We start from the raw sequence: 22,858 nt of genomic DNA, 5'->3' as shown, positions 1-22,858 counted from the left end.
TGTCACCGACCCTTCCGTGCGTTGCCGGCCTGACGCCGCTCAGCCCAGTCGAGGTACTCCGAGACGACCTTCTTGCTCTCGGGGCGCAGCGCCTTGTTGTCGCGCAGCATCTGCTTGGAACGGGCCTCGACGAAGTCGAGGTACTCGCCGTTGTGCGTGCGGTTGTACTGCTTCTTCGCCTCGGCGAGGTCGGAGAAGTCCCCGGTCGCCTGACGCTCCAGCATCCGCCGGCCGAGCATCGACATGATCGCGACCGCCAGGCAGACCACCATCGCCCAGGGGGTGACCAGGTAGAGCACGCCGCCGAGCACCATGAGACCGGTGACCAGCTTGCTCACCCCGTAGGTGTACCCCCCGTGGCCGTACTCGCCGCGCACCCACTCGGCTGCGGCCGTGCGCCGCTCCTCCTTGCTGGGGCGGTCCTCCTTGCGAGGGATGATGGCCATCATTTCTGCTCCTTGAGGATCTGGGCGATGAGTTGGGCGGCGGAGTCCACGGTGGCCTCGCAGTGCGCCCGCACCTGCGCGGGCGAGTGGGCCAGCGCGACGGGGTGGTCTGCCACCTCGTGCATGGACAGATCGTTCCACGAGTCGCCCAGAGTGTAGACGTCGCCGTGGTCGCCGATGAGATCGGTGAGGAGCCGGCGCAGGCCGGCCCCCTTGGACACCCCGGGCGGGACGACGTCGAGGAAGTTCTGGTTGCGGTGCACCTCGGCACGGCCGGCGCACAGCTTCCTGAGCGCGGGTTCGACGCGGTCCATCACGGTCGGGTCGGGGATGTAGAGGGGGATGCCGAACAGGTCGGTGTGACGGAGTCGGTCGAGGTCGGCCGGGTAGGACCGCGGCACGATCGAGGAGTGCTGCGAGACCCGGGCGGCGACCACGTAGTCGTGCTCGATGTCCGAGGCGTAGAGCACCAGGGGTTCGCCGTCCACCAGGGAGACGATGTCGTCCAGCAGGCCGGGTTGGTGGGCGGTGACGGCCAGCGGGTGGAGGGAGCCGTCGGTGATGACCGATCCCGTGAAGGCGATGACGTAGTCGGGGTCGGGCATCCCGACCTCGTGCCAGACGAGTCTTACGGCGTCCACGGACTTTCCGGTGGCCAGCACGAGGGTGTTCCCGGCCGCCAGCCAGGATCCGATGGCCTCCCGGTCGGCGGGGTGGATGCCGTCCTCGAAGACCACCGTTCCGTCAAGATCGGTGGCAAGCACGGTACTCATGCGGACTCCATGCTCATGAGACTCGATGTTCATGGGACCTCGATCCCCTGGCGACGGAGCCAGGATCTCGTCCACGCGACGTCAGTGACGGGTGGAGCTGCGCGTGGGGCGACGACTGGTGACGGTGGGTTGCGGAGGGCGGGTAGTGGAGGGTGGGTTGCGGAGTGCGGGTGCGGGAGCGCGGTGTGCGGGACGGGTGCCATCACGAGGTGATGACGACGATCCCGACCGCAGGTCGGGTCCCGGGTCGAACGACCCGGGACCCGACCCCGGCGGAATCTTCAGGATCGACGGCCTCAGCCGAGGAACCCGGACCAGTAGCCGAGGATACCGACGGCGAACATGCCGAAGATGATCCAGATCGGGTTGACCTTCTTCTTGAGGATCCACATGCACAGGAAGGTCAGCAGCAGGGCGACCAGGCCTGGCAGCAGGGAGTCCAGGATGCTCTGGAGGGTTGTCACAACCTCCTTGCCGTCACTTCCCTTGTACCTGGAGATGACCAGTGGGAAGTTGATCGTTGTCCACTTGGACACCAAGGCGCCCATCACGAACAGGCCGAGCACCGAGGCGGTGGCGGTGAGCTTCTTGAGCTGGCCGCCGCCGAGATCGGAGACGATGGCCGTGCCGCGCTCGTAGCCGACCTTGAAGCCGTACCAGCGCATCAGCATCCGGATGATGTTGATGACGACGAAGAACAGCAGGGGTCCGATGACCGATCCGGTGAGCGCCATCGAGGCGCCGAGAGCCGCCAGGACGGGTCGGGCGGTGCCCCAGAAGATCGGGTCGCCGACGCCGGCGAGCGGCCCCATCAGGCCGATCTTGACGTTGGTGATGTCCGAGTCCTGAATGGGCTCGCCCTTGGACTTCTGCTCCTCCATCGCCGAGACGACGCCGAAGATCGGCGATGCGATCCACGGGTGGGTGTTGAAGAACTCCAGGTGGCGCTTGAGGGCCTCGGCCTGATCGTGCTTGTCAGAGTAGAACCGCTTGATCGAGGGGATCAGCGAGACCGCCACGCCGATGGCCTGGAAGCGCTCGAAGTTGAAGGATCCCAGCATGAAGGTGGACCGGATGTAGATCGACCGGTAGTCCTTCTTGGTGAGAGCCCCGGCAGGAGCCTTGCTGGTCTCGGGAACAGTGTCTGTAGTCATGGGTGTCCTCCTCAGTCCAGCTCGTCGTCGAGATCGTCATCGAGAGCGGCTGATCCGCCTCCGCCGGTGGCGGCAGCGGGCATCTTGATCTGGTCGTGGTACAGCGGGTTGAGCTGCACGTAGATCACGGCGAGGCAGGCGCCCATGATGCCGAGACCGACCAGGTTGAAGTTCGTGAACGAGGCCACCACGAAGCCCAGGAAGAAGAAGGGCATGAGGGCCTTGGCCTGCATCATGTTGATGACCATGGCGTAGCCGACGACGACGATGAAGCCGCCGGCCACCTGAAGGCCACCGGTGACGACATGGGGGATGGCGTCGAGGGCGTTCTTGACCGCATTGGTGCCGGAGACGGCGGCCACCACGGCGGTCGGGATGGCGACGCGCAGACCCTGCAGGAGCAGGGCTGTGACGTGCATCAGTTCGACGCCTCTGAAGCTCGCCTTCGCCGCGAAGTTGTCAGCCTGATGTTGGAAGAACACGTTGATGGTACGGACGAAGATCGTCAGCACCTGGCCGGCGGCGGCCAGCGGCACGGCGATCGCGATGCCCTCCGCGACCCCCTGTCCACTGGCGATGACGACGACCGCGGAGATCGTGGAGGCCAGGGCGGCGTCCGGGGCCATCGCGGCACCGACGTTCATCCAGCCGAGGGCGATGAGCTCCAGGGAGCCGCCCAGGATGACACCGGTGTGAAGATCACCGAGGACCAGACCCATCAGGGTGCAGGCCACCAGGGGACGGTGGAACTGGCGCTCATCGAGCACACTCGCCATGCCGGCGACCAGGGCCACCAGGATGACGAGAATCATCTGAACTGCAGACATGTGGTGATCCCCGTCCTAGATGAGCTTCGCGGAGCGGAGCTTGTCCATCATGTTGGCGCGCGAGCTGGAGGGGACCTGCTGGACCTCGAGCTTGATGCCGCGCTTGTCGAGCTCCTGGAAGGCCTCGATCTCGGCGGGACCGACGGAGACCGACTCGGTGACCCGGGTCATCCCCTCGCGGTAGGTGATGCCGCCGACGTTGACCTTGTCGACGGGCAGCCCGGCGTCCATCAGTCGGATGACGTCCTGGGGGGGGACTCCACCACGACGAGGGCGTCGAGGTCCTTGTACTTCGGGTTGTTGTAGACCCGCATCATCTTGGCGAGGTCGAGCACGAAGGTCTTCGTGTTCTCCTTGCCGACCTGCAGCAGCAGGGTCTTGCGGATGTCGTCGTGGGCGGCCTGGTCCGAGACCGCGATCATGGTCTGGACGCCGACCGTGTTGACCCAGTTGTTCGCGATCTGACCGTGGATCAGTCGGGAGTCGATGCGCAGCAACTTGATGTTCATCAGAGTTCATCTCCTTCATCGTCCCCGGCGTCGCTGGCCGAGGTGGTGTTCATGTCGCTGAACGTGCGCACCCCGGCAGTGCCGGAGGTGCGGGCCTGCTGGACGAGCGCCGGAACGTCGGTGAGCACCGCCCGGCTCATCAGCACCTCGATGAGCATCGGCAGGTTGACGCCGGTGACGACGTCGGTGCCGGGGTGGGCGGCAGCGAACCGGGCCGCTGCGTTGAACGGGCTCCCGCCGAACAGATCGACGAGGAACAGGACGTCGGAGCCGAGCTCCTTGCTGGCGTCCTCATATTTCTTGAGAAGGTCATCCGGCCCCTCCGACTTCGAGAAGGTGACGGCTCTCACGTCTTCTGAGGGGCCGGCGATCATCTCGGCGGAGGCAAGCAGTGCCGGGGCCATTTCGCCGTGTGCGGCGATGACCAGAGCAACCATCCTTGGTTCTCCTTGCATGTATCGGGGCACCACGGCCCCTGGGGTCACCGAGTTGTGACTCGCCGTTATCCGACCACACGATTGACAACGTTGACAACGTTGACAAGAGTGACTCCCCGGGGCTCGGGACACGACGGCGCGAGGATCCGCCACGGGACTCACAGATTCGGTGCTGACTAGGCTCGCCACCCCGATATCACGCGCCCGACCGGGACTCGTAACATTTCGGTAATAATCAGAACCCGACGATGTCGCGCTCAGTAGTTATGAGCGTTTGCTGTTTTGTATGAACATGGAAAGGCGGCCCGGTCCGAAACACCCTCCGGACCGGGACCGCCTTGTGCCGTGCGGCAAGGCATCTTGTGCGAGTTATCACAGTCTGTCCGCGATTCAAGACGCCTCTCTGAGCGCGCACCCGTCCGGGCGCGCCAGATCAGGGCCTGGCCGGCTTCACGGCTGCCGCCACGGCGGCATAGACGTCGTCGACGCCACCCTGGAGGATCCGGGCCACCGCGTGGAGCAGCGGGAGTGTCCCCTCATCGGCACCGGCCTGGTGGGCGAAGGCCACCGCCAGCGGTGCGGCTGGGTACCCCTCGACGGTCTGCTCCAGCCGGTTCATCTCGGCGAGGGCGCCGTCGGGCGTCTCCCCCTTGCCGAGTCGGACCCCGTAGAGCTTGTTGCGCCCGGACAGTCCGGTGACCTCCAGGTCGCCCACCCCGGCGAGCCCGTAAGGGGTCTCGGAATGCCCGCCGACCGCGGCCACCAGCAGGGACATCTCGCGGATCGCCTGGGCGAAGGCCGCCGCCTTGAGATTGTGACGCGGCACCCCGGTGGCCTCCCCCAACCCGTCGGCGATGCCCAGGGAGATGGCGTAGACGTTCTTGAGGGCTGCGCACAGCTCCACCCCGGTCTCGTCGTCGCTGGGCCGGATGCCGTAGGTGTCGGTGGCAGCCTCGCGGGCCAGTGTCTCGGCGAGAGCCAGATCCCTGGAGGCGTAGGTGGTGGCGGTCACCTCCCCGGCGGCGCACTCGTTGGCCTTCACCGGGCCGCCCACGGCGACCAGCGGGGGCAGCGAGACTCCTTTCTGGTCGGCGATGGCGCGGATGGCGTCGGGCAGCAGACGGATCCTGCCCTCGGGGTCGGTCCAGAATCCCTTCGCCGTCAGGCACAGCGCCCTCAGCCCTGCGATGTGATCGAGAGCCATCTCGGTGACCCTGGGAAGTCCCTCGGAGGTGACAGCGATGTCGACGACGTCGGCCCCCTCCAGGGCCTCAGCCAGTTGGCCGGAGCGGAAGGTCCTGATCCCGGGGGCGGCCGCCACCTTGATCCGGGGATGGGGCTGACCGGCCTCGATCGCGTCGATCAGGTGGTCGTCGAGCCAGGTTCCCCACAGCCGGACCTCCCACCCGGCGTCGATGAACGGCTTGCACAGCGCGGTGCCCATGGCACCTGCGCCGAGAACGGTGAAGGTTGGCATCTGTGATGTCCTTTCGCGAGTGCTCAGTAGTCCCGGGTCTGACTGCCCAGGTCTGTACTGCCTACTGGTCTGTTCGGTACTGCTCAGCTCTCCACGGTGGGGGACTGCGGCTTGGTGCTGGGGTAGCGCTGGGAGAGGGTGTGGAGGTCCTCGAAGACGTCCTGGAGCTGAGGGTAGAGGCGGCGCTGGACGGCGGCGACGTCCCGGTACTGCTCATGGAGGGCAGCGTCAGGCTCGGTGGTCTGCCCGAAGTGGGCCATCGCGATGGCGGAGGCCGCGACGTCATGACTGCCGTGGGCCCCGATCGCGGCCATCGCCAGCACCGCGGCGCCGAGGGCGGAGATCTCGTCCTGGACGCAGGTGGTGATGGGCAGACCGGCGGTGTCGGCCATGATCTGACGCCACAGCGCCGATCGGGTGCCTCCGCCCATGGCGCGCAGGGTGGTGATCCTCACCCCGGTGCGCCTCTCGATGGAGTCGAGATTGGCGCGCATCTCGAAGCCGATCGATTCCAGGATCGACCGGTACATGTGGGCGCGGGAGTGGGTGCCCCGCCAGCCGACGACGGCGCCGCGAGCCACCGGATTCCAGTAGGGGGACTGGACGGCGTTCCAGTAGGGCAGGGTGATGAGGCCCTCGCATCCCGGCGGAATCTGGGATGCGGCCGAGTCCAGTGCGGGGTCGGGGGCGCCCAGCAGTTTCGGGTCGCCGAGGGCCTCGCGGAACCAGCCGGCCAGGTAGGAGCCCGAGGACTGGAGCACCTCGAAGACATACTCACCGGGGATACCGGAGACCAGGGTGCGCACCCCGGAGTCATAGGCGTAGGTCGGTGACTCGACGCCGGCGTTCACCGCGGTGCCGAGGTTGAGGTAGGCGATCTCCGGGCTGATCGCTGCGGCGCCGATGCCGGCGGCCTGACCGTCACCGAGGCCGGCGACGACCGGGATCGAGCCCGACAGCCCCCAGGCCTCCGCCAGATCGGCTCGCAGGTCGGCGACCGGCTGGGCGGGCGGCACCAGGTCGGCCATCTGGTCGCGGCGGACCCCGGCGATCTCGAGCAGCTCGTCGGCCCAGGTGCGGGCCTCGATGTCGAACAGCCCCAGGGAGTCGGCAGAAGCCTCCGAGGTGGCCCACCGACCGGTGAGCTGGAAGGAGATGTAGCCACCGACGTCGACAATCTTGTCGGCCTTGTCCATCACCTCGGGCTCGTGCTCGCTGACCCAGGTCATCTTGTAGATGGCGGGGGTGACGCCGGCCGGCTTGCCCGACAGCTCATGGACATGCTCCGTGCCGAACCGGCGGATCTGGTCGGTGGCCCGACCGTCCAGCCACAGGATTCCATTGCGAAGAGGGGTGCCGTCGGCCGTGAAGGGGGCGAAGGACTCGCGTTGCTGAGTGATGCCGATCGCACTCACCCGCGCCCGATCGGCCGCGCTGAGGCGTGCCAGCACCTCGGCGATGGTGTCGCGGGAGGTCTCCCACCATCGAATGGGATTGTGCTCGTACTCGTCCATCGCCGGGGTGTGGAGCTGGATCTCCCGCTTCGCCGTCTCCCAGACGTTGCCCTCGACGTCGACGACGATGGCCTTGGTGGAGGTGGTCGATGAGTCGATGGCCACGACGAGCGGGCCCTCAGAGCTCCGGGCTTCTACTGACATGTGAGTCCGTTCCTGTCTGGCTGGCTGCTGTGCCAGCGATGGTGTCCGGAGTCCGTCCCTTCTCCTCCCTCACCGGGCTTTCCGACGGGAGAGTGTCCTAGTCAACGATGATTGGGGGACGGTCTCGCGGGTACTCAACCCTAGAGGTTCGAGACCGTGGACCCCAGCCCGCGCGCACCCCTCACCCGGATGGCGCCAGTCGATGAAGCCCAGGCAACCCGAGGACGCCCACAACACCCACGGATCCCAGCACATCCACGATGCTCGCGAAGTTCGACGATGCTCGCGCTATAGCGCGAGCATCGTCGAACTTCGCGAGCATCGTGGAAGAGGGGGCGGGCCGGCTGACCCCTCCAGCGAGGAGGAGCCCGCCTGGAGCGGCTGACAAACTCCCGACAAAAGCGGGCATGCCCCCATTTGACACATGCAATTGGGTCATGTAGACACATATGTAACGACAAATTGGAGGCTGGCATGCCACTGGTCCGCATCGACTTGAACAAGGGTCGCACCCCGGAATCCATCCGCGCGATCGCAGACGCGATCCACTCCGCCCTGGTCGGCGTCTACGGGATCCCGGAGCGCGACCGGTTCCAGATCATCACCCAGCACGACGAGGGCGAGATCATCGCCCAGGACGCCGGACTCGGGTTCGAGCGCGACTCGGGCGTCGTGATGGTCCACATCTTCACCCAGCAGGGCCGCTCCGACAAGGAGAAGGAGGCGCTGTTCGCCGGGATCGCCGGCAACCTGGAGAAGGCCGGAGTGCCGGCAGAGGACGTGTTCATCGGCTACTTCGAGAACACCCATCACGACTGGAGCTTCGGATTCGGACGTTCCCAGTACGTCGATGGCGAGCTGGCGGTGCCGAAGTCGGGTCAGTGACGGCGGCGAGCGCTCACCTGCGCCGGCCTCCCCGGCCCGGTGTCATCGGCGCGTAACGGCGATCGACCACAATCTGTCCTGACCGCTGTGGGCCCGCCACAGCCCACACGATCCCGAGGATCCCGCCGATGAAACCGATCAGTTCCGCGGCCAGCGCGACGCCCCTGTCCCTGCTGCGGGTCATCTTCAACCAGATTATCGGGATGGACGACGTCATCTCCTTCGCCGTCGGCGAGCCCGACTTCCCCACCCCGCCGGCCGTCATCGAGGCCGCGACCCGGTCCCTCGAGCACGACCGGATCGGCTACACCGACAACTCGGGGATCCGCCCGCTGCGCGAGGCGGTGGCCCGGGAGTTCCGTCGCTTCGACCGGATCGACTACGACCCGGCCTCCGAGATCATGGTCACCAATGGCGCCATGGAGGGGCTCTACCTCACCCTCGCGACGCTGACCAACCCCGGCGACGAGGTGCTGGTGACCGATCCCTGCTACGCGAACTACCAGGGCACGATCGTCCTGAACCGGTGCATCCCGGTATTCGTCCCGACCCGCGAGGAGACCGGATTCTGCTTCGAGGAGGAGTCCCTGAGGAGGGCCATCACCGACCGGACGAAGGTGATCCTGGTGAACTCCCCGGCCAATCCGACCGGCACCACCGCCTCCCGGGAGAACCTCGAGATGATCGCCCGGGTCGCCCTCGAGAACGACCTCTACGTGATCTTCGACGAGGTCTACAAGCACCTGGTCTACGGGCAGACCGAGTTCTTCAACATCGCCCGACTCCCCGGCATGCGGGAGCGCACCTTCTGCGTCGACTCGGTCTCCAAGGCCTACGCGATGACCGGATGGCGGGTCGGGTTCATCCTCGGCCCCCGGGAGATCATCGGCCGGATGCCCGCCATGCAGGAGTGCCTGCTGAGCTGCGTCAATGCCACCGCACAGGTGGCCGCGGCCGCCGCCCTGGACGGCGACCAGTCGGTGGTCGAGACGATGCGGGCCAGCTATCTGCGCCGACGCGATCTCATCGTGGCGGCGATCAACCGGATCGACGGTCTGGAGTGTCGCACCCCCAACGGCGCGTTCTACGTCTTCGTCAACATCGAGCGCACCGGCCTGTCCTCGCAGGAGTTCGCCACCCGACTGCTGGCCGAGCAGCGCGTGGCGGTCGCCCCCGGGATCGACTTCGGATCCCTCGGAGAGGGACACGTCAGACTCTCCTACGCCACCTCGGAGGACGCCATCGAGGAGGGCACCAGCCGGATCGCGACCTTCGTCGCCCCGCTGATCCAGTCCCCCAGGCTCGCGGGGTGACGGTTCTGCGGTCCGCATGCGGCGCGTCATAGGCTGTCGACCGGAACCAGGAGGCAGCACGATCAACCCGACGGTGATGACCGCCCAGGGGCCGGTGGTCGGCGTCGACCAGGGCGCCACCCGGGCCTGGTACGCCCTGCCCTATGCCGCCCCTCCCCTCGGCCCGCTCCGGTTCCGTCGCCCCTCACCGCCACTGCCGCATCGCGAACCGCTGGACGCCGGGAGGTGGGGTCCGGCTCCGGTCCAGCGCCTCATCGACGGCAGCGTGTCCGGATTCGGCGGTACCGCCGTCGCCGAGGACTGTCTGACCCTCGACGTGGTCCGGCCCAGCACCGACCGTGCCGAGAGTGATGCCAACGATGACGTCGACAGTGACGTAGAGGGTGACGTCGCTGACGGTGCGGGCCTTCCGGTGCTCGTGTGGATCCACGGCGGGGCCTTCATGACGGGAACCGGCTCGACCTACGACGCACGGCGTCTCGCCGAGGCCGGCCGGATGATCGTGGTCACCCTCAACTACCGCGTCGGCCCGTTCGGCTTCCTGGACCTGTCCAGCCTGTCGACCCCCGGGGTCCGGTGCGACTCCAATGTCGGCCTGTTCGACCAGATCACAGCGCTGAAGTGGGTACAGGCCAATATCGCGGCCTTCGGCGGCGATCCCGGCAATGTCACCCTGGCGGGCCAGTCGGCCGGCGGAACCTCGGTGCTGGCGCTGCTGTGCATGCCCGCGGCCAGGGGCCTGTTCGCCCGAGCCGTCGCCCAGTCCCCGGCGCCGGCGATGGGGCTGAGCGGGGCCGTCCACGCCGGCTGGGCGCACCGGTTCGCCGATCTGCTCCGGGCGAGGGTCGGTGCCGACACCGCAACTGCCCTGGCGACGGCGTCCCCCGATCAGCTCCTGGACGCCATGGACGAGTTGCACGCGATCTCGGCGGCCCGGTGCCCCGACGTCTCGATCCTGTGTCCCTGCATCGACCGGTCCCTTCCCGCCCCGATCCTGGAAGCCTTCGAGACCGGCAGGCAGGCCGCCGTCGGGCTGCTCATCGGCACCAACAGGGACGAGGACGGCCTGGCCCCGGGCCCCTACGACGAGTCGGCGGCCGCCGAGCTGAGGGCCTGGCACCTGACCGTGGTGCGGACCGCGGTGGCGCACGGCCGACGCGCCCCGACCTGGATGTACCGGTTCGACCACGTCTCCGCCGACCCGCGGATCGGCCCGCGGGGAGCCGCCCACAGTCAGGAGCTGCGCTACCTCTTCGGCACCCTGCCCGCCGACTCCCCCGACCGCGACTCACGGTTCTCCTCGATGATGCAGCGGCTGTGGTCCCGGTTCGCCGCCGATGGACGCCCCGCCGAGTCGCGGGACTGGCCGACATACCGTGCCGACCGCCGTCGGATCATGGTCCTCGACGACGACCCGGCGGTCATCTGCGGGGCTTGATCATCGTCACCAGCATGACGATCCCCCACACCCGGATCGCCTCGACCCGGAGACCCGCGCTCTCGGCCATCTGCCGGACCTCCCCGATCGGGAAGACGCGGTGGCCGAAGTGCTCCAGGACCCGGACCACTACCGAGCGCCGAGCAGATCGACGGCCGAAGGTCTGACAGAGCAGCACGCCTCCGGGGTCGAGGATGGCACCGGCCTGCTGCAGCACCCGATCGGCATGACCCATCTGGTGGAGTGCACCGCAGATCCACACCTCCTCGGCCCCCGGTCCGAGCAGTTGTGCGGCCCGGCCGGCGTCCCCCACCGAGAACTGCGGGGACCCGTCGGGGTCCCCTGCCCCGGCCCGGGAGGCGGCCTTGCGGCGTGCGACGTCGATCGCCTGCTCGGACAGATCCAGGCCCACCACAGGGAGGCCCCGGTAGTGCGGGTCTGCCGACATTCGCCGCGAGTACCACCCCGTGCCGCAACCCAGATCGACGATCCGGCCACCGGTACGAGGCCTGCCATCAGAGCCTCCCGGACCGACGTCACCGGTTCCCCCGGCTCCGGCAGCCATCTCCCGAAGGCTCCGGTAGACCGTCCGGTAACTCACCGGCCGCAGGGCGAAGGCGCTGAGGAAGGGCCCGTAGACGAACCGTTCGTAGGCCGCCAGGAACCACGGGTGCTGGAAGGTCCGTTGCGCGAGGGTGCTCATGCTCTCCTCCGACGGGTGATCGCCTGGATTCCCAGCAGCCCCAGGACCACGATGCCGCCGAACCAGGCCAGCACCAGCGCCCACCGGCCGGGGGTGGCGCCCGATCCCAGGGTCGCGTCCATCAGAGAGACGACCGCGCTGACCGGGGTGTGGGCGGCGAAGCCGCGCAACGAGGGGGCGAACAGATCGGCCGGCAGGATGCCGGTGTTGACGATCATGAAGACGATGATCACCGGGATGACGCCGACCTGTCCCTGGGGGCTGTTGATGGCCACCGAGACCAGCACCCCGGTGCACGAGGCCGCCGCGGCCGCCAGGACCGTGACCGCCACCAGTGTCGTCGGAGCCTGGCTCCACAGGGTGAAACCGGTGGTCCAGGCGGAGACCGTCTCGACCAGCACCATCATCAGCGCGCACAGCAGCAGCTCGGCCAGCACCCGGGCGTACAGCGCGACTCCCTGAGGGGAGCGGCCGGTCCGGGCCCGGCCCACCGGCAGGGTGTCGAAACGATCATGGAGTCCGGCCCGACGCTCGGCCAGCATCGCCCCCGACCCGCTCACCGCCAGCACGAAGGCCCAGGACACCGCGACCACCATGGTGATGTGGTTGGCATCCAGGGTCCCCGTGAGGGTGCGGATGAATCCTCTGAACAGCTCATGGGTGATGTAGAGGTAGATCAGCGGCACCACGAGAGCGGTCAGGTAGCTGGCGGGCTGCCGGCTCCAGACACGCAGGTACCGGCCGGCGTGAAGGCCCAGCGCCCGGGGCACTCCCGGGCCTCCGATCAGGCCGGAGAGATCATGATCCGTGCTCATCGGGTCCTCCTGCGCCGCAGTGCGTGAACCGACAGGACCAGCCCCACCAGCAGCATCCCGGCCAGCCAGCACAGCGCCTCGGCCCAGGTGGCCCGGGAGGCCGAACCGGCCGATCCGTGAGCGGCCAGGACCGAGCGGGTGACCTCGATGACCGGTGACAGCGGCATGTGGATCACCACGTTCTTCAGGGCCCCGGAGAGGCTGGCCGCCGGGATGAAGGTCGTGGAGAACAGCACCAGCAGCATCTCGAGGGTCTGGATGAGATCGGCCCTCTCGACCGGGTGCCCGGCGACCAGAACCAGTCCGGTGGTGAGCACCCCCCACACCAGGGCCACCAGCAGACCCCACAGGCAGGCCGTCAGCACCCGCGAGGCGGCGACGTCCATCCCGCAGGCCCGGGCCACCGCGATGACCGCCAGGCTCGACAACCCCATCCGCACCATGTCGGTGGCCATCCGACCCAACAGGTATCCGGCGAACAGGAAGGTGGCGTAGTCCAGGCCGATGGTGTCGGCCGCGTGGCCGAAGACGGCGTACAGACACACCATGAACAGTCCGGGCACGATGAAGGTGCTGATGAGGGAGGCCATGTTCCGCCTCAGCAGGGTGAGGTCGCGGACCAGGAAGGCCCCTGCCGATCTCACCCCTGCCGGGCGTGAACCACCCACCACACCGGCGGCACCGGCGGCACTGGCCCCGGGGGACCTCACTGAGATCTCGCTCATGAGTCCGCACCGTCCGTCATGAGGTGGACGAAGACGTCGTCGAGAGTGGGCGGGGCGACCGAGACGGACCGCGGATGGGCACCGGTTCTGCCGAGTGCCTCGGCTATCCTGCGCACCGCCGCGCCGGGCTCCTCGGTCCGGAAGCTCACCTGGTAGCCCTCGGCGAGCCGGGACACCTCGACGGCCGCCGGACCCTGCCGCGTCGTCGAGTCGGACGGAGTGGTCGGCCCGGGTTCCCCGGTCAGGACCGGCCGTGCGGACATCCCCGCCGTGCCGCTGCGCACCGCATCCCGGAATGCCTCGGCGAGGGTCTTGTCCTCGAGCACGACGGTGCAGACCGACCCGCCGAGTCGGTGCCGCAGGTCCTCGGGGGTCCCCTCGGCGGCCACCTCGTGGTCCTTGAGGATGACGATGCGGTCCGAGAGAGCCTCGGCCTCGTCGAGGTACTGGGTGGTGAGCAGGACCGTCAGACCGCCGTCGCGCAACTGTCGGATGTAGCGCCACAGGTCGGCGCGGCTGATCGGATCCAGTCCGGTGGTCGGCTCATCGAGGAAGAGCAGTCGCGGCACGACGCACAGCGACACGGCGATGTCGAGACGTCGTCTCATTCCCCCGGAGTACCCCGAGACCTTCTGCCGGGCGGCGTCGGCGAGCCCGAACTGGTCGAGCAGTTCGCCGGCCCGGTGGCGCGCCTGCCGGCCGCTCAACCCCTTCAGCTCCCCGAAGAAGACCAGGTTCTCCAGCCCGGTGAGGTTCTCGTCGACGGCGGCGAACTGGCCGGTCACCGCGATCATCGACCTCACCCGGTCGGGATCGTGCCGGACGTCGGCACCGAAGATCCGCGCCTGCCCGGAGTCGAACCCCAGCAGGGTGGTGAGGATCCGCACGGTCGTCGTCTTGCCCGCTCCGTTGTGGCCGAGCAGGGTGACGATCGTGCCGCCGGCCACCTCGAAGGTGACGCCGTCCAGGACCGTTCTGCGGTGCCTTCCGGTGCCGTAGGACTTCTGCAGTCCGACCACCTCGATGGCCGCCGAAACTGTGTTATTCACGTCATTTCCGGACCGATGTCCGTGCATTGTCATGATGGTCATCACTTCGTCACCCCAGTCACACTCTGATCCCCTTGTCGATCATTCTTCCCGGTCCTCATCGGCGCTGATTCCCGAGTACTCCCGGTGATGTCCGGGGCGTCGATCCCGAACCGGGAGAGCTCCGCCCAGATCGCCCGGCGGTCCTGTCCCAGCCGGTCCAGCTCACTGACCCCGGCCGGCACTCGGTCGACCTCCTCGGTGACGACCCGAAGCACCGAGAGGGCGCATGCCGCCGTCATCCGGTAGGAGGACGGCCCCGTCACGGTGCCCCGGAGGGTCTGCCCGTCTCGTCCGTGCAGTGCGATCGACAGGACGGCGGGATCGGCCTGGCGCCCCCGGCGGCGGTTGAGGGCCGTCGCGATCCCGGCCGCGCATCCGGCCAGGGCGGCGACGGTCCGGGCGCGGCGCGCCCTGCCCCGCTCGGACACCCCGATCCCCCACCCCTGCCGTACTCCGAGAGGCGGTGAACCAGATCCACCGCAAATCCCGGGAGTTGCTCGAAACAGGCTCTTCACGAACGAGGGTGTAGGTGGGGTCTGAATCCGCCGGCTTCGAGTAGGGAGCGTGCGACGTAGTTGGTGAGGTTGCGGAAGCCGAGGGCGGAGCCGCGGAGTGGACTGAGTGAAGCTTCCCGGACTTCTGAGGAAAATCGTAGTTTCGAGAATCAGGTAGGATCACATCATGTCAGGATCGAAGTACAGTCCCGAGTTCAAGGACCAGGTCGTTCTTGAAGTCGTGGACAAGCATCGCACCATCAAAGCCGTAGCAGAATCATACAATCTTGTCGCTCAGACTGTCGGCGTATGGGTCAAGGAGTATCGCAAGAAGCATCCGGACCCGGAAACCGAGAACCTCACCAGTGCCGAGTCGGCCGAACTCGAACGGTTGAGGAAGGATCTCCGTGAGGCCCGGATGGAGAACGAGTTCCTAAAAAAAGCGGCAGCCTTCTTCGCGAAGGAATCACAGTAGCTGTCCGCTACACGTACATCTTCTCGCAAGAAGGCAACTACCCCATTCGGCTCATGTGCCGATGCCTCACCGTGTCCCCCTCCAGATATTGTGACTGGCGAACCAGGCCCATTTCTGCGACCGCACGTCGACGCCGTGGCCTCGCTTCCACGATTCGTTTCTATTTTGCTGACTCGGACGGTACCTACGGCTACCGGCGGATCGCCGCCGAGCTCGCCCGGGCCGGTGAGGCGGTGCACCCGGACACGGTCCGCTCCATCATGCGGGCCGAGGGGCTGGTGGCCGCCCAGCCCCGCCTGAGGGTCCGCACCACGATCCCGGCCGACGACGCCGACGGGCGCCCAGACGTGGTGGAACGAGACTTCACCGCGGCGCAGCCGGGATACAAATGGGTCCGGTGACATCACCTATATTCGCACCCTGGAAGGATTCTGCTATCTGGCGACGGTACTGGACTGCTGCACGAAGAGGGCCGTGGGTTACGCGGTCGATGATCACATGAGGACCGGATTGATCTGCAAGGCCATCGACATGGCCGTCAGGAATTGTGAGTATGTGAGAGGGGCGACCATTTTCCATTCGGATCATGGCTCGCAGTACATGTCGAAGGAATTCACCGAGCTGCTCGAGTCCTATGATATCAGACTGTCAGTGGGGAGGACGGGACTGTGCTGGGATAATGCGTGGGCGGAGTCGTTCAATGCGACATTGAAGAACGAGAGGGTGCACCGGGTGATCTATCGGACCAAGGATGAGGCGGTCCGGGATATTGTGCGGTGGATCGAGCTCAGGTATAATCAGAAACGTCTTCACTCGTCGTTGGGGTATCGGACCCCTAATGAGATTGAGGCGGAGTACCGGGAATCACCTCAGATGTCCTGAAACCAAGTGTTTGGGCGTGTCCGAGAAACGGCAAGCAGTCCAATCCGACCCGACCTGGCCCATCGACTGGGAATCTCCGGCGTCGCGGCACACCATGGCAGATCCGTTCGCGGTTCAGGTTGTGACCAGATCGGTGGGGAGGATGACACGCGGGTTCTGGTCCTCGCGCCAATCCTCGTTCCCTGACGGCGTATCGAGTCACTGCGCATTGCCCATGGTCCGGAGAATCCTCACTCAACGTCAGATCGTCAGATTTCGTCCTCGGTCATGGCGTCGGCCATCTTCTTCAGCAGCGGCAGGGTGGCCCGTAAGGTGGCGCGCTCCTCAGCGTCCAAGGCCGATGCAGCCCCTTTGTAGATCACGATCCACATGCCATCGAGGATCCGGCGTCCCGACAGGGCCCTGTCCGTGGCCACCAGCCGGACGACCCTGCGGTCCTGCGCGTCCGGGGACTTCTCCACCAGATCGGCAGCTTCAAGGCGTCCCACTGCAGAGCTGGCATTGGAAGGGGCGTACATCAACGACCTGGCGACGTCCTGCACCCGGCACCGCGGATGGTCGACGATGAAGCGGAGGACTTCCTCGAGAGTGGGAGGGAGAAGTTCAACCTCAGAACGACGAAGCGCGGCGATGTGACCCTGCCGCGCGATCCGTCGAGTGAGCAATGCCAGATCGGCCCACTCGGACGCATCGTTGTGACGAGACGACGCTGGGACTGTCATGCGCTCACCCTTAATCCGAGTTGCGGTCAGGACCGGTACGCTCAGCACCTCGATCAATGTATATCAATCTATATACAGTGTGGATGTGCACTCATCTCAGACTGTCGCAACCACCGGAAGAGCCGACATCGGGGCGGGGGGTACTCACGACAGTCGCTCTCGTGTCGGGACTCTCGCCGCTGGCCACCGACACCTATCTGGCCACCTTCCCCGCCCTGGGCCGTGAACTCGGTGTCTCCAGCTCGGCGGTACAGATCACCCTGACGACCTACATGCTCGGGTTCGGGGTTGGGCAGTACGTCATCGGCGCGGTATCGGATCGGCTGGGACGACGGTACCTGCTCATCGGAGGCACGTCTCTTGCTGCCGCCGCGAGCGCCGGTGCGGCTCTTTCTCCGACCATCCAGCTACTGTGGCTGACACGGTTTCTTCAAGGAGTCGGGGCTGCTGCCGGGGCCGTGCTGGCGAGGGCTGTGGTGGGTGACACCTCGTCGGGGCGACGTCTGGCACAGCTGCTGTCGCTGATGATGATGGTCCAGGGCGTCCTTCCAGTCGCCGCGCCGCTGCTCGGAGCCTTCCTGGCAGAGCCGTTGGGCTGGCGCGGCATCATGTGGCTGTTGGCTGGAATCTCGATGGTGCTCCTGGTGGCCCTTGTCATCGTGGTACCGGAGTCCTTGCCTGCGGAGAGGCGTGTCCGCACTCCCATCGCGCGAGTGATCGCTGCTCCGCTTCGAGTTCTTTCGGTGGGGCAGTTCGGCGCATTCTCGCTGGCGATCATGGCCGGTTTCGGTGTCCTCTTCGCCTACATCTCCAGCTCGTCGTTCATCCTGCAGGATGTCTTCGGGCTGACGGAGATCGAGTACGGGCTGGTCTTCGCCATCAACGCGGCGGTCATGATCATCGGCAGTGCGCTCAACTCGCGGTTGGTGATCACTCATCTGCCCATGAGAGTCGTTCGAGCAGCCCTGGTGGTGATGATGGCTGGTTGCGCGGCGGCTCTGATCGATGCCCTCGCCGCCCCTCGGCTGGTGGTCTTCGTGGCCGCAGTGTCGTTGGCCTCGGCGGGTCTGTCCGCGCTGTTGCCGAACCTCACCACGCAGGCCCTTTCGGCTCTGCCTGCTGAGAGTCAGGGAGCCGGATCGGCTGTCATCGGCACCGGGCAAGCCGTCAGCGCAGCAGCAGTGGCCCCTTTGGTGGGCTTGGGGACCTCCTCGCTGCCCACCGCGATCGTCATGACATCATGTGCCATCGTGGCTGGTGGTGCGGCCCTTGTTGGTTCAGGTGCTTCTGAGCCTCGCCATTGAACCGTCAGTAGCCGGTTGCGCACCGCTGGATGCTCACCCGATCGTGGGTGCGCACCTCCTGGGGAGAGAGGCCGACTGACGAGGACTCGAAACTCCGCCGCGGTTCCAGGGATGAAGGGCTGCCAGTGCCGAGGGATCCCCTCCCAGATGAGGGTGTGTCGAGTTGGCGTCGGTCCTCAATCGACCAGGTTGTCCGGCCGACGAGTATGGAGCCCGCTGGATGGCCCCAGAACGCCGGGGCCATCCAGACGCGCCAGGACAACCGTTCAGAGCTCCTCCGATGCGAGCATCCGATCGAGCAGAGCGTCGTAGATCGGTGGCACTCTCAGGGCATCGGCGGTGAAGACCGCCAGGATGACGACCACGGCGACCGGCAGTAGATGAGAGAGGCTCCCGCTCATCTCGGCGGTCAACAGGATCGAGGTCAATGGAGTCCGTACGCTCGCAGCGAGCAGACCGGCCATCCCGCACACCGCCAGGATCGCCTGGTCACCCCGGGGCGCACCCCAGGCCTGGAGGACCAAGGCGTATACCGTGCCGGTCAGGGTTCCGATCGCGAGGATCGGCATGAAGATGCCGCCAGGGATACCTGATCCGAAGCTGATGGCGGTGAACGCTGTTTTCGCGCACAACATCAGGACGACCAGGCCGATACCGGTAGCGGTCTGTTCCGCCCACCCGATCAGTGGTTCTCCGCCCCCGAGGACCTGAGGAAGCATGCAGCCCGCAAGCAGGGCGCCCACCATCGCGGTCAGGATCCCAGCAGGCCCCGGCAGACTCGCCAGGCTCTGGGAGGCCAACAGGATCCGATTGACCAGAGCACCCATGAGCCCCGCGAGAACTCCCAGAGGCATCACCATCCACAGTCGCGACAGATCAAGTGTGCCCACCACGCCGAACTGGAGGATCGGGTGCGGACCGAAGACCAGAGTCGATACCGCACCCGCCGCCAGCGCGCCGGTCGAGGCCGATGCGATCACCAGCGGGGAGAAGCTGCGGTGAAGACCTTCGATGCCGAACAGGATGCCGGACACCGGTGCGTTGAAGGCTGCTGCCAGACCCGCTGAGGCGCCGCTGGTCACAAGGTGGTCCTGCTCCTCGCTGGTGGCTCGTAGTGGGCGCGCCAGCAGTTTGGCAATGGCGGCCCCAATGTGGATCGAGGGACCCTCCCGGCCCAGCGACAGGCCGAAGAGCGCTCCACCCACCCCGCCCAGGAAGCGTGTCGCCACGACCGGTGTGGGACGCATTCCCATTCGGGCGATCAAGTAGGCCTTGACCTGGGGGATTCCCGATCCGGCCGCCTGCGGCTCCCGTAGCAGCAACAGCCACACCGTCGCTGACACGATGACCGCCGCTACCAGCCAGGGGAACAGCGCCCACCAGTGGCGTCCCAGGAAGGAGTACCCACTCAACGCCGCCCTGGTGGCCTCCTCGATGAAGAAGCGGTAGAGGCTCGCGGCAGCGCCGCCGGCGATTCCCGCGAGGATACCGTTGCGTGTCACGCGCCATCTGCGCGACGACGCCAGCCGATGAAGACGTGTGATGGAGAAAGTTCGCACGGGATCAATTGTCGCGCAACCTGCTTCCTCCTCCCGCGCCGCGATACCCGACAGGTGACCACGGAGGCTGATACGGCCATCGGGAGCATCGTCGCCGGTCGTGTCCGAGGTGCAGCCCTGACGCGCGTCCCGCCGCAGCGTCACGGCGGCGGGCCTCGCGACGATCACAATGGCGATGAGGACAGCGATCCGGGCACCGTCCGTGAAAGTGCTGTCGGGAAAGGACAACCCAGCGATCAGCGGAGAGACCGTGAGTCCGAGTGCGATGAGCATTGGGAGGAACGGCAGATCGCACCTGCCACTCGCGTCGGGAGGCCTCAGCCGGGTCAACAAGGCCACGAGGAGAATCGTCCGATAAATCAATGGGCCTGACCACCAGCAAACCCGACCACGATCGGTCCCGAAGCTCTCAAGCATTCAGTCGACAGGGTCCCGCCAGACCGATCCCGCATCCATGGAGTATCGGAGGCTCCCGTCACCCTCAGGGCCTGAGTTGATCTACTCGTGGCCTGAGTCAGCAAGTCGTTGCCTATGGTGTCAACCGTAGTGTAACCCCACCAGACACTGTCGCGGGTTCCGGGAGGTGCGGGCTGGAATCGATGTCCCATCTGAGAGAACAGGTCGCCGCTCTACGAGAGGGACTGGCCGGTAACGGGACTACTTACACTGCCGAGAAGGTTTGACCTTGACGTCATGCCTTTGGTCCTGGAGTATCCGCTGACACCGGAGCCGGCTGGACGGCTCGCACCAGCAGAGACTGGATGAGGTGTGCCGAGGAGATCTCGGCGACATCGGTGCCGTTGAGTGTGAAGACCTGTCCGCTCGCGCGCTTGAAGACCACACCCCACGCCACCGTGATCCGGGACCCCTCGATCCGAGTCGTCCACATGTGCCGTGATGCGACGTTCCGGGCGAAAAAGGCTGTGAAGAACTGCCGGATCGCCGCCCTGCCACGCACGGGATCGCCACCATTGGGTGTCAGGACAGCGTCATCGGCGAACAGAGCGATCAACCGCTCGAAGTCCTCCGGGTCGGCGCCGGCAGTGTCGGAGAGCTCGAAGTACCTGTCCAGAACCGTCTCAGCCATCGGAACTCCATTCGTCAGTTAGGCAACTATCGAATAGATAGTAGCATGGAGACATGCCCGTGCTCTTTCACCCGTCGGTCGAGTCCTTGGACCTGGTCACCGTGCTGTCAGCACTGGCGGACCCGGTTCGGTTGCAGGTCGTTCGCTACATCGCCGACGACCAGCCACATTCATGTGGGGAAGTTCCCACGCCCCTCAGCCCGGCGAGTATGTCGCGCCATTTCCGCATCCTTCGTGAGGCCGGCGTCATCACGACCACGCCGGCCGGCAAGCATCGTCTGCTCACTTTGCGTCGCGGCGACCTCGAGGCCCGTTTCCCGGGCCTCCTGGCATCGGTGGGCGCTCTTCCAGCTCCCCCCGCAAGCTCATCGTAAGTTCATCGTGAGGTGGGCCGACGGAATACCCACCAGACGCTGAATGTCAGACGGTCGCTACTGAAGCGTCCCGGGCTCGGTGGAGGCTCTCAATTCACGGAGGATGAGAGTTATGGCTGCACCGAGGAAGTACCCGGATGAGTTGCGTGAGCGTGCGGCGCGGTTGGCGGTCGAGGCGCGACAGGATCCGGATCGGAAGGCTGGTGCGCTGCAGCGTATCGGTGAGCAGCTCGGGATCACCCCCGGGGACGCTGCACAGAACAACGCGCCGTACGGGCCGTTGTCGGAGGTTCACAGGACACAGCCAGGGGCGCCACACAGGGAACAGTCCGGGACGCCAGAAGAGCGTTGTCCAGGACTCCCCGCCCAACCATTTCCCTTCATCCGTGGAGTCCCACGCCAGGCCGAGCGACCACCACACCAGGAGACCCGACCCACCGGCCCGGGGCCTCCCGGTTCACCTTGCCGACTTAGGTTCCCCTTCGGTCTGGTTGCTCTAGAGTGTCAGCAGGGTCGACCCGCAGCCCATCGCGCCGGTCACCGCGTCAACCTGTCGGAACCCCAGCTGATACCAACTTGCCCGATTCACCCCGATTCACTTCACTGAAATTCACTGCACTGCACCCCAAGAGCGTGCTGACCAGGAAGGCGTCATCATGAGTTCGTCAATCGAGTCCAGGAGGCCGTCGAAGGTCTCGATCGTCGGGGCCGGGAGCGTGGGAAGCTCGATGGCCTACGCCTGCCTCATCAGGGGGTCGGCCGATGTCGTCGCCCTCTACGACATCGCCAAGGAGAGGGTCGACGCCGAGGTGGCCGATCTGGCCCACGGCAGCGAGTTCGTGCCCTCCCGGGTGATGGGCGGCGGGGACGTCAACGAGACGGCGAACTCCGATGTCGTCATCATCACCGCCGGCGCCCGCCAGAAGCCGGGCCAGAGCCGCCTCGACCTGGTCGGGGTCAACGCCGGGATCGTCTCCAGCCTGATGAGCCAGCTCGTCCCGCAGTCCCCCAATGCGATCTTCGTCATCGTCACCAACCCCTGCGACGTGCTGGCCGTGGTCGCCCAGCAGGTCTCCGGGCTGCCGGAGAACCGGGTGTTCTCCTCGGGCACTCTGCTGGACAGCTCGCGGTTGCGCTTCCTCATCTCCCAGTGGGCCGACGTCACCACCCCGAACGTCCACGCGGTGATCGCCGGGGAGCACGGCGACTCGGAGTTCCCGGTGTGGTCGACAGCCAACATCTCCGGCGTCCCGATCCGCGACTGGACCGTCGACGGCGAGCAGACCTTCACCCAGGAGGTGCTCGACGACCTGGGCCAGGAGGCAGCGCTGGCCGCCTACAAGATCATCGAGGGCAAGGGAGCCACGAACTACGGCATCGGACTGACCGGAGCCCGGCTCACCGAGGCGCTGCTGGGTGCCGGACGGTGTGTGTTGCCGGTCTCGGCGATCGTCCATGACCTCTACGGGATCGACGGCGTGGCTCTGTCCCTGCCCCGTCTGGTCTCCCGCGACGGCATCGGCGACACCGTGCCGATCCCCCTCATCGACTCCGAGGTGACCGAGCTCAAGGCTTCGGCCGAACGCCTCCACGAGACCCTGCTGGCCATCAAGAGCTGACTCGGGGTTGCCGCCGGGGCATCCCCCACAGGGATACCCCTGAGTGCCCTCCACGGGGTCACCCCCGGGGCTCCCTCACGGGATCTCCCCC

At 66.5% G+C, this 22,858-nt stretch carries 26 protein-coding genes; 9 read left to right on the top strand and 17 right to left on the bottom strand.

All coding sequences use genetic code 11. From position 1 onward, the window contains the following. Positions 1–2: 2 nt before the first annotated feature. The 9 genes from FEZ32_RS04970 to FEZ32_RS04935 form a co-directional block, all read right to left on the bottom strand. Entirely contained in the window at positions 3–449 is a 447-nt protein-coding gene (locus tag FEZ32_RS04970) for a hypothetical protein (RefSeq protein WP_051237993.1), read from the bottom strand. Then, positions 446–1,219, bottom strand: coding sequence for an HAD hydrolase family protein (locus FEZ32_RS04965; RefSeq protein WP_175415726.1), 774 nt, complete (start codon positions 1,217–1,219; stop codon positions 446–448). Before FEZ32_RS04965 ends, FEZ32_RS04970 begins: the two co-directional genes overlap by 4 nt. 296 nt (positions 1,220–1,515) lie before the next feature. Further along, on the bottom strand, positions 1,516–2,373 hold the full coding sequence (locus FEZ32_RS04960) for a PTS system mannose/fructose/sorbose family transporter subunit IID (RefSeq protein WP_028701951.1): 858 nt from the start codon (positions 2,371–2,373) through the stop codon (positions 1,516–1,518). 11 nt (positions 2,374–2,384) lie between these two features. Beyond that, positions 2,385–3,200, bottom strand: coding sequence for a PTS mannose/fructose/sorbose transporter subunit IIC (locus FEZ32_RS04955; protein ID WP_138680100.1), 816 nt, complete (start codon positions 3,198–3,200; stop codon positions 2,385–2,387). 15 nt (positions 3,201–3,215) lie between these two features. Then, positions 3,216–3,431: a PTS sugar transporter subunit IIB gene (locus tag FEZ32_RS14050; RefSeq protein WP_217496626.1), complete on the bottom strand. Its 216-nt coding sequence runs from the start codon at positions 3,429–3,431 to the stop codon at positions 3,216–3,218. Next, a complete protein-coding gene (locus FEZ32_RS14045; protein WP_217496625.1) occupies positions 3,431–3,709 on the bottom strand; it encodes a PTS sugar transporter subunit IIB in 279 nt (92 codons plus the stop codon). Before FEZ32_RS14045 ends, FEZ32_RS14050 begins: the two co-directional genes overlap by 1 nt. Beyond that, a complete protein-coding gene (locus tag FEZ32_RS04945) occupies positions 3,709–4,146 on the bottom strand; it encodes a PTS sugar transporter subunit IIA (protein ID WP_097798068.1) in 438 nt (145 codons plus the stop codon). Before FEZ32_RS04945 ends, FEZ32_RS14045 begins: the two co-directional genes overlap by 1 nt. 433 nt (positions 4,147–4,579) lie before the next feature. Beyond that, entirely contained in the window at positions 4,580–5,623 is a 1,044-nt protein-coding gene (locus FEZ32_RS04940) for an NAD(P)H-dependent glycerol-3-phosphate dehydrogenase (RefSeq protein ID WP_028701948.1), read from the bottom strand. Positions 5,624–5,706: 83 nt separating this feature from the next. Then, on the bottom strand, positions 5,707–7,281 hold the full coding sequence (locus tag FEZ32_RS04935; RefSeq protein ID WP_028701947.1) for a xylulokinase: 1,575 nt from the start codon (positions 7,279–7,281) through the stop codon (positions 5,707–5,709). Between the two features lie 474 nt (positions 7,282–7,755). On the opposite strand from FEZ32_RS04935, the gene FEZ32_RS04930 reads away from it, so the two are divergent. The 3 genes from FEZ32_RS04930 (at position 7,756) to FEZ32_RS04920 (ending at position 10,917) form a co-directional block, all read left to right on the top strand. Beyond that, positions 7,756–8,166 carry a tautomerase family protein gene (locus FEZ32_RS04930; RefSeq protein ID WP_028701946.1) on the top strand — a complete coding sequence of 137 codons (411 nt, stop codon included), beginning with the start codon at positions 7,756–7,758 and terminating at the stop codon, positions 8,164–8,166. Positions 8,167–8,294: 128 nt separating this feature from the next. After that, positions 8,295–9,479 (top strand): pyridoxal phosphate-dependent aminotransferase, encoded by a 1,185-nt coding sequence (locus FEZ32_RS04925; protein WP_097798066.1) that lies wholly within the window; start codon positions 8,295–8,297, stop codon positions 9,477–9,479. A 76-nt stretch (positions 9,480–9,555) separates the two neighbouring features. Continuing rightward, positions 9,556–10,917 carry a carboxylesterase/lipase family protein gene (locus tag FEZ32_RS04920; RefSeq protein WP_244937957.1) on the top strand — a complete coding sequence of 454 codons (1,362 nt, stop codon included), beginning with the start codon at positions 9,556–9,558 and terminating at the stop codon, positions 10,915–10,917. Here the strand turns inward: FEZ32_RS04920 and FEZ32_RS04915 are convergent. From FEZ32_RS04915 to FEZ32_RS04895, 5 genes are read right to left on the bottom strand one after another with little or no spacing between them, the layout of a single operon-like run. Further along, positions 10,901–11,620 carry a class I SAM-dependent DNA methyltransferase gene (locus tag FEZ32_RS04915; RefSeq protein WP_138680098.1) on the bottom strand — a complete coding sequence of 240 codons (720 nt, stop codon included), beginning with the start codon at positions 11,618–11,620 and terminating at the stop codon, positions 10,901–10,903. The genes FEZ32_RS04920 and FEZ32_RS04915 overlap by 17 nt on opposite strands. Further along, on the bottom strand, positions 11,617–12,435 hold the full coding sequence (locus FEZ32_RS04910) for an ABC transporter permease (protein ID WP_138680097.1): 819 nt from the start codon (positions 12,433–12,435) through the stop codon (positions 11,617–11,619). The genes FEZ32_RS04915 and FEZ32_RS04910 overlap by 4 nt, the downstream gene beginning before the upstream one ends. Beyond that, entirely contained in the window at positions 12,432–13,160 is a 729-nt protein-coding gene (locus FEZ32_RS04905) for an ABC transporter permease (RefSeq protein ID WP_138680096.1), read from the bottom strand. Before FEZ32_RS04905 ends, FEZ32_RS04910 begins: the two co-directional genes overlap by 4 nt. Continuing rightward, on the bottom strand, positions 13,157–14,209 hold the full coding sequence (locus tag FEZ32_RS04900) for an ATP-binding cassette domain-containing protein (RefSeq protein WP_244937913.1): 1,053 nt from the start codon (positions 14,207–14,209) through the stop codon (positions 13,157–13,159). Before FEZ32_RS04900 ends, FEZ32_RS04905 begins: the two co-directional genes overlap by 4 nt. 41 nt (positions 14,210–14,250) lie before the next feature. After that, complete coding sequence (locus FEZ32_RS04895) at positions 14,251–14,679, bottom strand: hypothetical protein (RefSeq protein ID WP_138680095.1); 429 nt, start codon at positions 14,677–14,679, stop codon at positions 14,251–14,253. Between the two features lie 253 nt (positions 14,680–14,932). Between FEZ32_RS04895 and FEZ32_RS04890 the strand changes: the two genes are divergently transcribed. Genes FEZ32_RS04890 through FEZ32_RS04880 form a run of 3 tightly spaced genes read left to right on the top strand, consistent with a single transcriptional unit; the run spans position 14,933 to position 16,102 of the window. Then, positions 14,933–15,220, top strand: coding sequence for a transposase (locus tag FEZ32_RS04890; protein WP_138680094.1), 288 nt, complete (start codon positions 14,933–14,935; stop codon positions 15,218–15,220). Between the two features lie 53 nt (positions 15,221–15,273). Further along, positions 15,274–15,621: an IS3 family transposase gene (locus FEZ32_RS04885; RefSeq protein WP_138680093.1), complete on the top strand. Its 348-nt coding sequence runs from the start codon at positions 15,274–15,276 to the stop codon at positions 15,619–15,621. Position 15,622: 1 nt separating this feature from the next. Next, positions 15,623–16,102: an IS3 family transposase gene (locus tag FEZ32_RS04880; RefSeq protein WP_138680092.1), complete on the top strand. Its 480-nt coding sequence runs from the start codon at positions 15,623–15,625 to the stop codon at positions 16,100–16,102. Between the two features lie 248 nt (positions 16,103–16,350). On the opposite strand, the gene FEZ32_RS04875 is transcribed toward FEZ32_RS04880, so the two are convergent. Further along, entirely contained in the window at positions 16,351–16,872 is a 522-nt protein-coding gene (locus FEZ32_RS04875) for a MarR family winged helix-turn-helix transcriptional regulator (RefSeq protein ID WP_244937955.1), read from the bottom strand. A gap of 8 nt (positions 16,873–16,880) precedes the next feature. Between FEZ32_RS04875 and FEZ32_RS04870 the strand changes: the two genes are divergently transcribed. After that, complete coding sequence (locus FEZ32_RS04870; protein ID WP_138680090.1) at positions 16,881–18,128, top strand: Bcr/CflA family efflux MFS transporter; 1,248 nt, start codon at positions 16,881–16,883, stop codon at positions 18,126–18,128. A gap of 266 nt (positions 18,129–18,394) precedes the next feature. On the opposite strand, the gene FEZ32_RS04865 is transcribed toward FEZ32_RS04870, so the two are convergent. Beyond that, positions 18,395–19,960: a ClC family H(+)/Cl(-) exchange transporter gene (locus tag FEZ32_RS04865; RefSeq protein ID WP_175415724.1), complete on the bottom strand. Its 1,566-nt coding sequence runs from the start codon at positions 19,958–19,960 to the stop codon at positions 18,395–18,397. A 418-nt stretch (positions 19,961–20,378) separates the two neighbouring features. Beyond that, positions 20,379–20,774 carry a YybH family protein gene (locus FEZ32_RS04860; RefSeq protein WP_051238622.1) on the bottom strand — a complete coding sequence of 132 codons (396 nt, stop codon included), beginning with the start codon at positions 20,772–20,774 and terminating at the stop codon, positions 20,379–20,381. 53 nt (positions 20,775–20,827) lie between these two features. Between FEZ32_RS04860 and FEZ32_RS14180 the strand changes: the two genes are divergently transcribed. Further along, positions 20,828–21,148: an ArsR/SmtB family transcription factor gene (locus FEZ32_RS14180; RefSeq protein WP_028703843.1), complete on the top strand. Its 321-nt coding sequence runs from the start codon at positions 20,828–20,830 to the stop codon at positions 21,146–21,148. A 656-nt stretch (positions 21,149–21,804) separates the two neighbouring features. Continuing rightward, on the top strand, positions 21,805–22,767 hold the full coding sequence (locus tag FEZ32_RS04845) for an L-lactate dehydrogenase (protein WP_028703899.1): 963 nt from the start codon (positions 21,805–21,807) through the stop codon (positions 22,765–22,767). The last annotated feature ends 91 nt before the right edge of the window (positions 22,768–22,858 follow it).

Origin of the sequence: Acidipropionibacterium jensenii (assembly GCF_005890135.1) — a bacterium.
Taxonomy (GTDB): Bacteria; Actinomycetota; Actinomycetes; order Propionibacteriales; family Propionibacteriaceae; genus Acidipropionibacterium; species Acidipropionibacterium jensenii.
This window is presented reverse-complemented; position numbering and strand designations above follow the sequence as displayed.

Coding starts and splice junctions, on each gene's coding strand:
- FEZ32_RS04870 (WP_138680090.1), top strand. CDS start 16,881: ATGTATATCAATCTATATACAGTGTGGATGTGCACTCATCTCAGACTG.
- FEZ32_RS04930 (WP_028701946.1), top strand. CDS start 7,756: ATGCCACTGGTCCGCATCGACTTGAACAAGGGTCGCACCCCGGAATCC.
- FEZ32_RS04940 (WP_028701948.1), bottom strand. CDS start 5,623: ATGCCAACCTTCACCGTTCTCGGCGCAGGTGCCATGGGCACCGCGCTG.
- FEZ32_RS04905 (WP_138680096.1), bottom strand. CDS start 13,160: ATGAGCGAGATCTCAGTGAGGTCCCCCGGGGCCAGTGCCGCCGGTGCC.
- FEZ32_RS04935 (WP_028701947.1), bottom strand. CDS start 7,281: ATGTCAGTAGAAGCCCGGAGCTCTGAGGGCCCGCTCGTCGTGGCCATC.
- FEZ32_RS04915 (WP_138680098.1), bottom strand. CDS start 11,620: ATGAGCACCCTCGCGCAACGGACCTTCCAGCACCCGTGGTTCCTGGCG.
- FEZ32_RS04920 (WP_244937957.1), top strand. CDS start 9,556: ATGACCGCCCAGGGGCCGGTGGTCGGCGTCGACCAGGGCGCCACCCGG.
- FEZ32_RS04860 (WP_051238622.1), bottom strand. CDS start 20,774: ATGGCTGAGACGGTTCTGGACAGGTACTTCGAGCTCTCCGACACTGCC.
- FEZ32_RS04885 (WP_138680093.1), top strand. CDS start 15,274: ATGTGCCGATGCCTCACCGTGTCCCCCTCCAGATATTGTGACTGGCGA.
- FEZ32_RS04970 (WP_051237993.1), bottom strand. CDS start 449: ATGATGGCCATCATCCCTCGCAAGGAGGACCGCCCCAGCAAGGAGGAG.
- FEZ32_RS04890 (WP_138680094.1), top strand. CDS start 14,933: ATGTCAGGATCGAAGTACAGTCCCGAGTTCAAGGACCAGGTCGTTCTT.
- FEZ32_RS04845 (WP_028703899.1), top strand. CDS start 21,805: ATGAGTTCGTCAATCGAGTCCAGGAGGCCGTCGAAGGTCTCGATCGTC.
- FEZ32_RS04960 (WP_028701951.1), bottom strand. CDS start 2,373: ATGACTACAGACACTGTTCCCGAGACCAGCAAGGCTCCTGCCGGGGCT.
- FEZ32_RS04910 (WP_138680097.1), bottom strand. CDS start 12,435: ATGAGCACGGATCATGATCTCTCCGGCCTGATCGGAGGCCCGGGAGTG.
- FEZ32_RS14180 (WP_028703843.1), top strand. CDS start 20,828: ATGCCCGTGCTCTTTCACCCGTCGGTCGAGTCCTTGGACCTGGTCACC.
- FEZ32_RS04945 (WP_097798068.1), bottom strand. CDS start 4,146: ATGGTTGCTCTGGTCATCGCCGCACACGGCGAAATGGCCCCGGCACTG.
- FEZ32_RS04965 (WP_175415726.1), bottom strand. CDS start 1,219: ATGAGTACCGTGCTTGCCACCGATCTTGACGGAACGGTGGTCTTCGAG.
- FEZ32_RS04925 (WP_097798066.1), top strand. CDS start 8,295: ATGAAACCGATCAGTTCCGCGGCCAGCGCGACGCCCCTGTCCCTGCTG.
- FEZ32_RS14045 (WP_217496625.1), bottom strand. CDS start 3,709: ATGAACATCAAGTTGCTGCGCATCGACTCCCGACTGATCCACGGTCAG.
- FEZ32_RS04955 (WP_138680100.1), bottom strand. CDS start 3,200: ATGTCTGCAGTTCAGATGATTCTCGTCATCCTGGTGGCCCTGGTCGCC.
- FEZ32_RS14050 (WP_217496626.1), bottom strand. CDS start 3,431: ATGGACGCCGGGCTGCCCGTCGACAAGGTCAACGTCGGCGGCATCACC.
- FEZ32_RS04865 (WP_175415724.1), bottom strand. CDS start 19,960: ATGCTCATCGCACTCGGACTCACGGTCTCTCCGCTGATCGCTGGGTTG.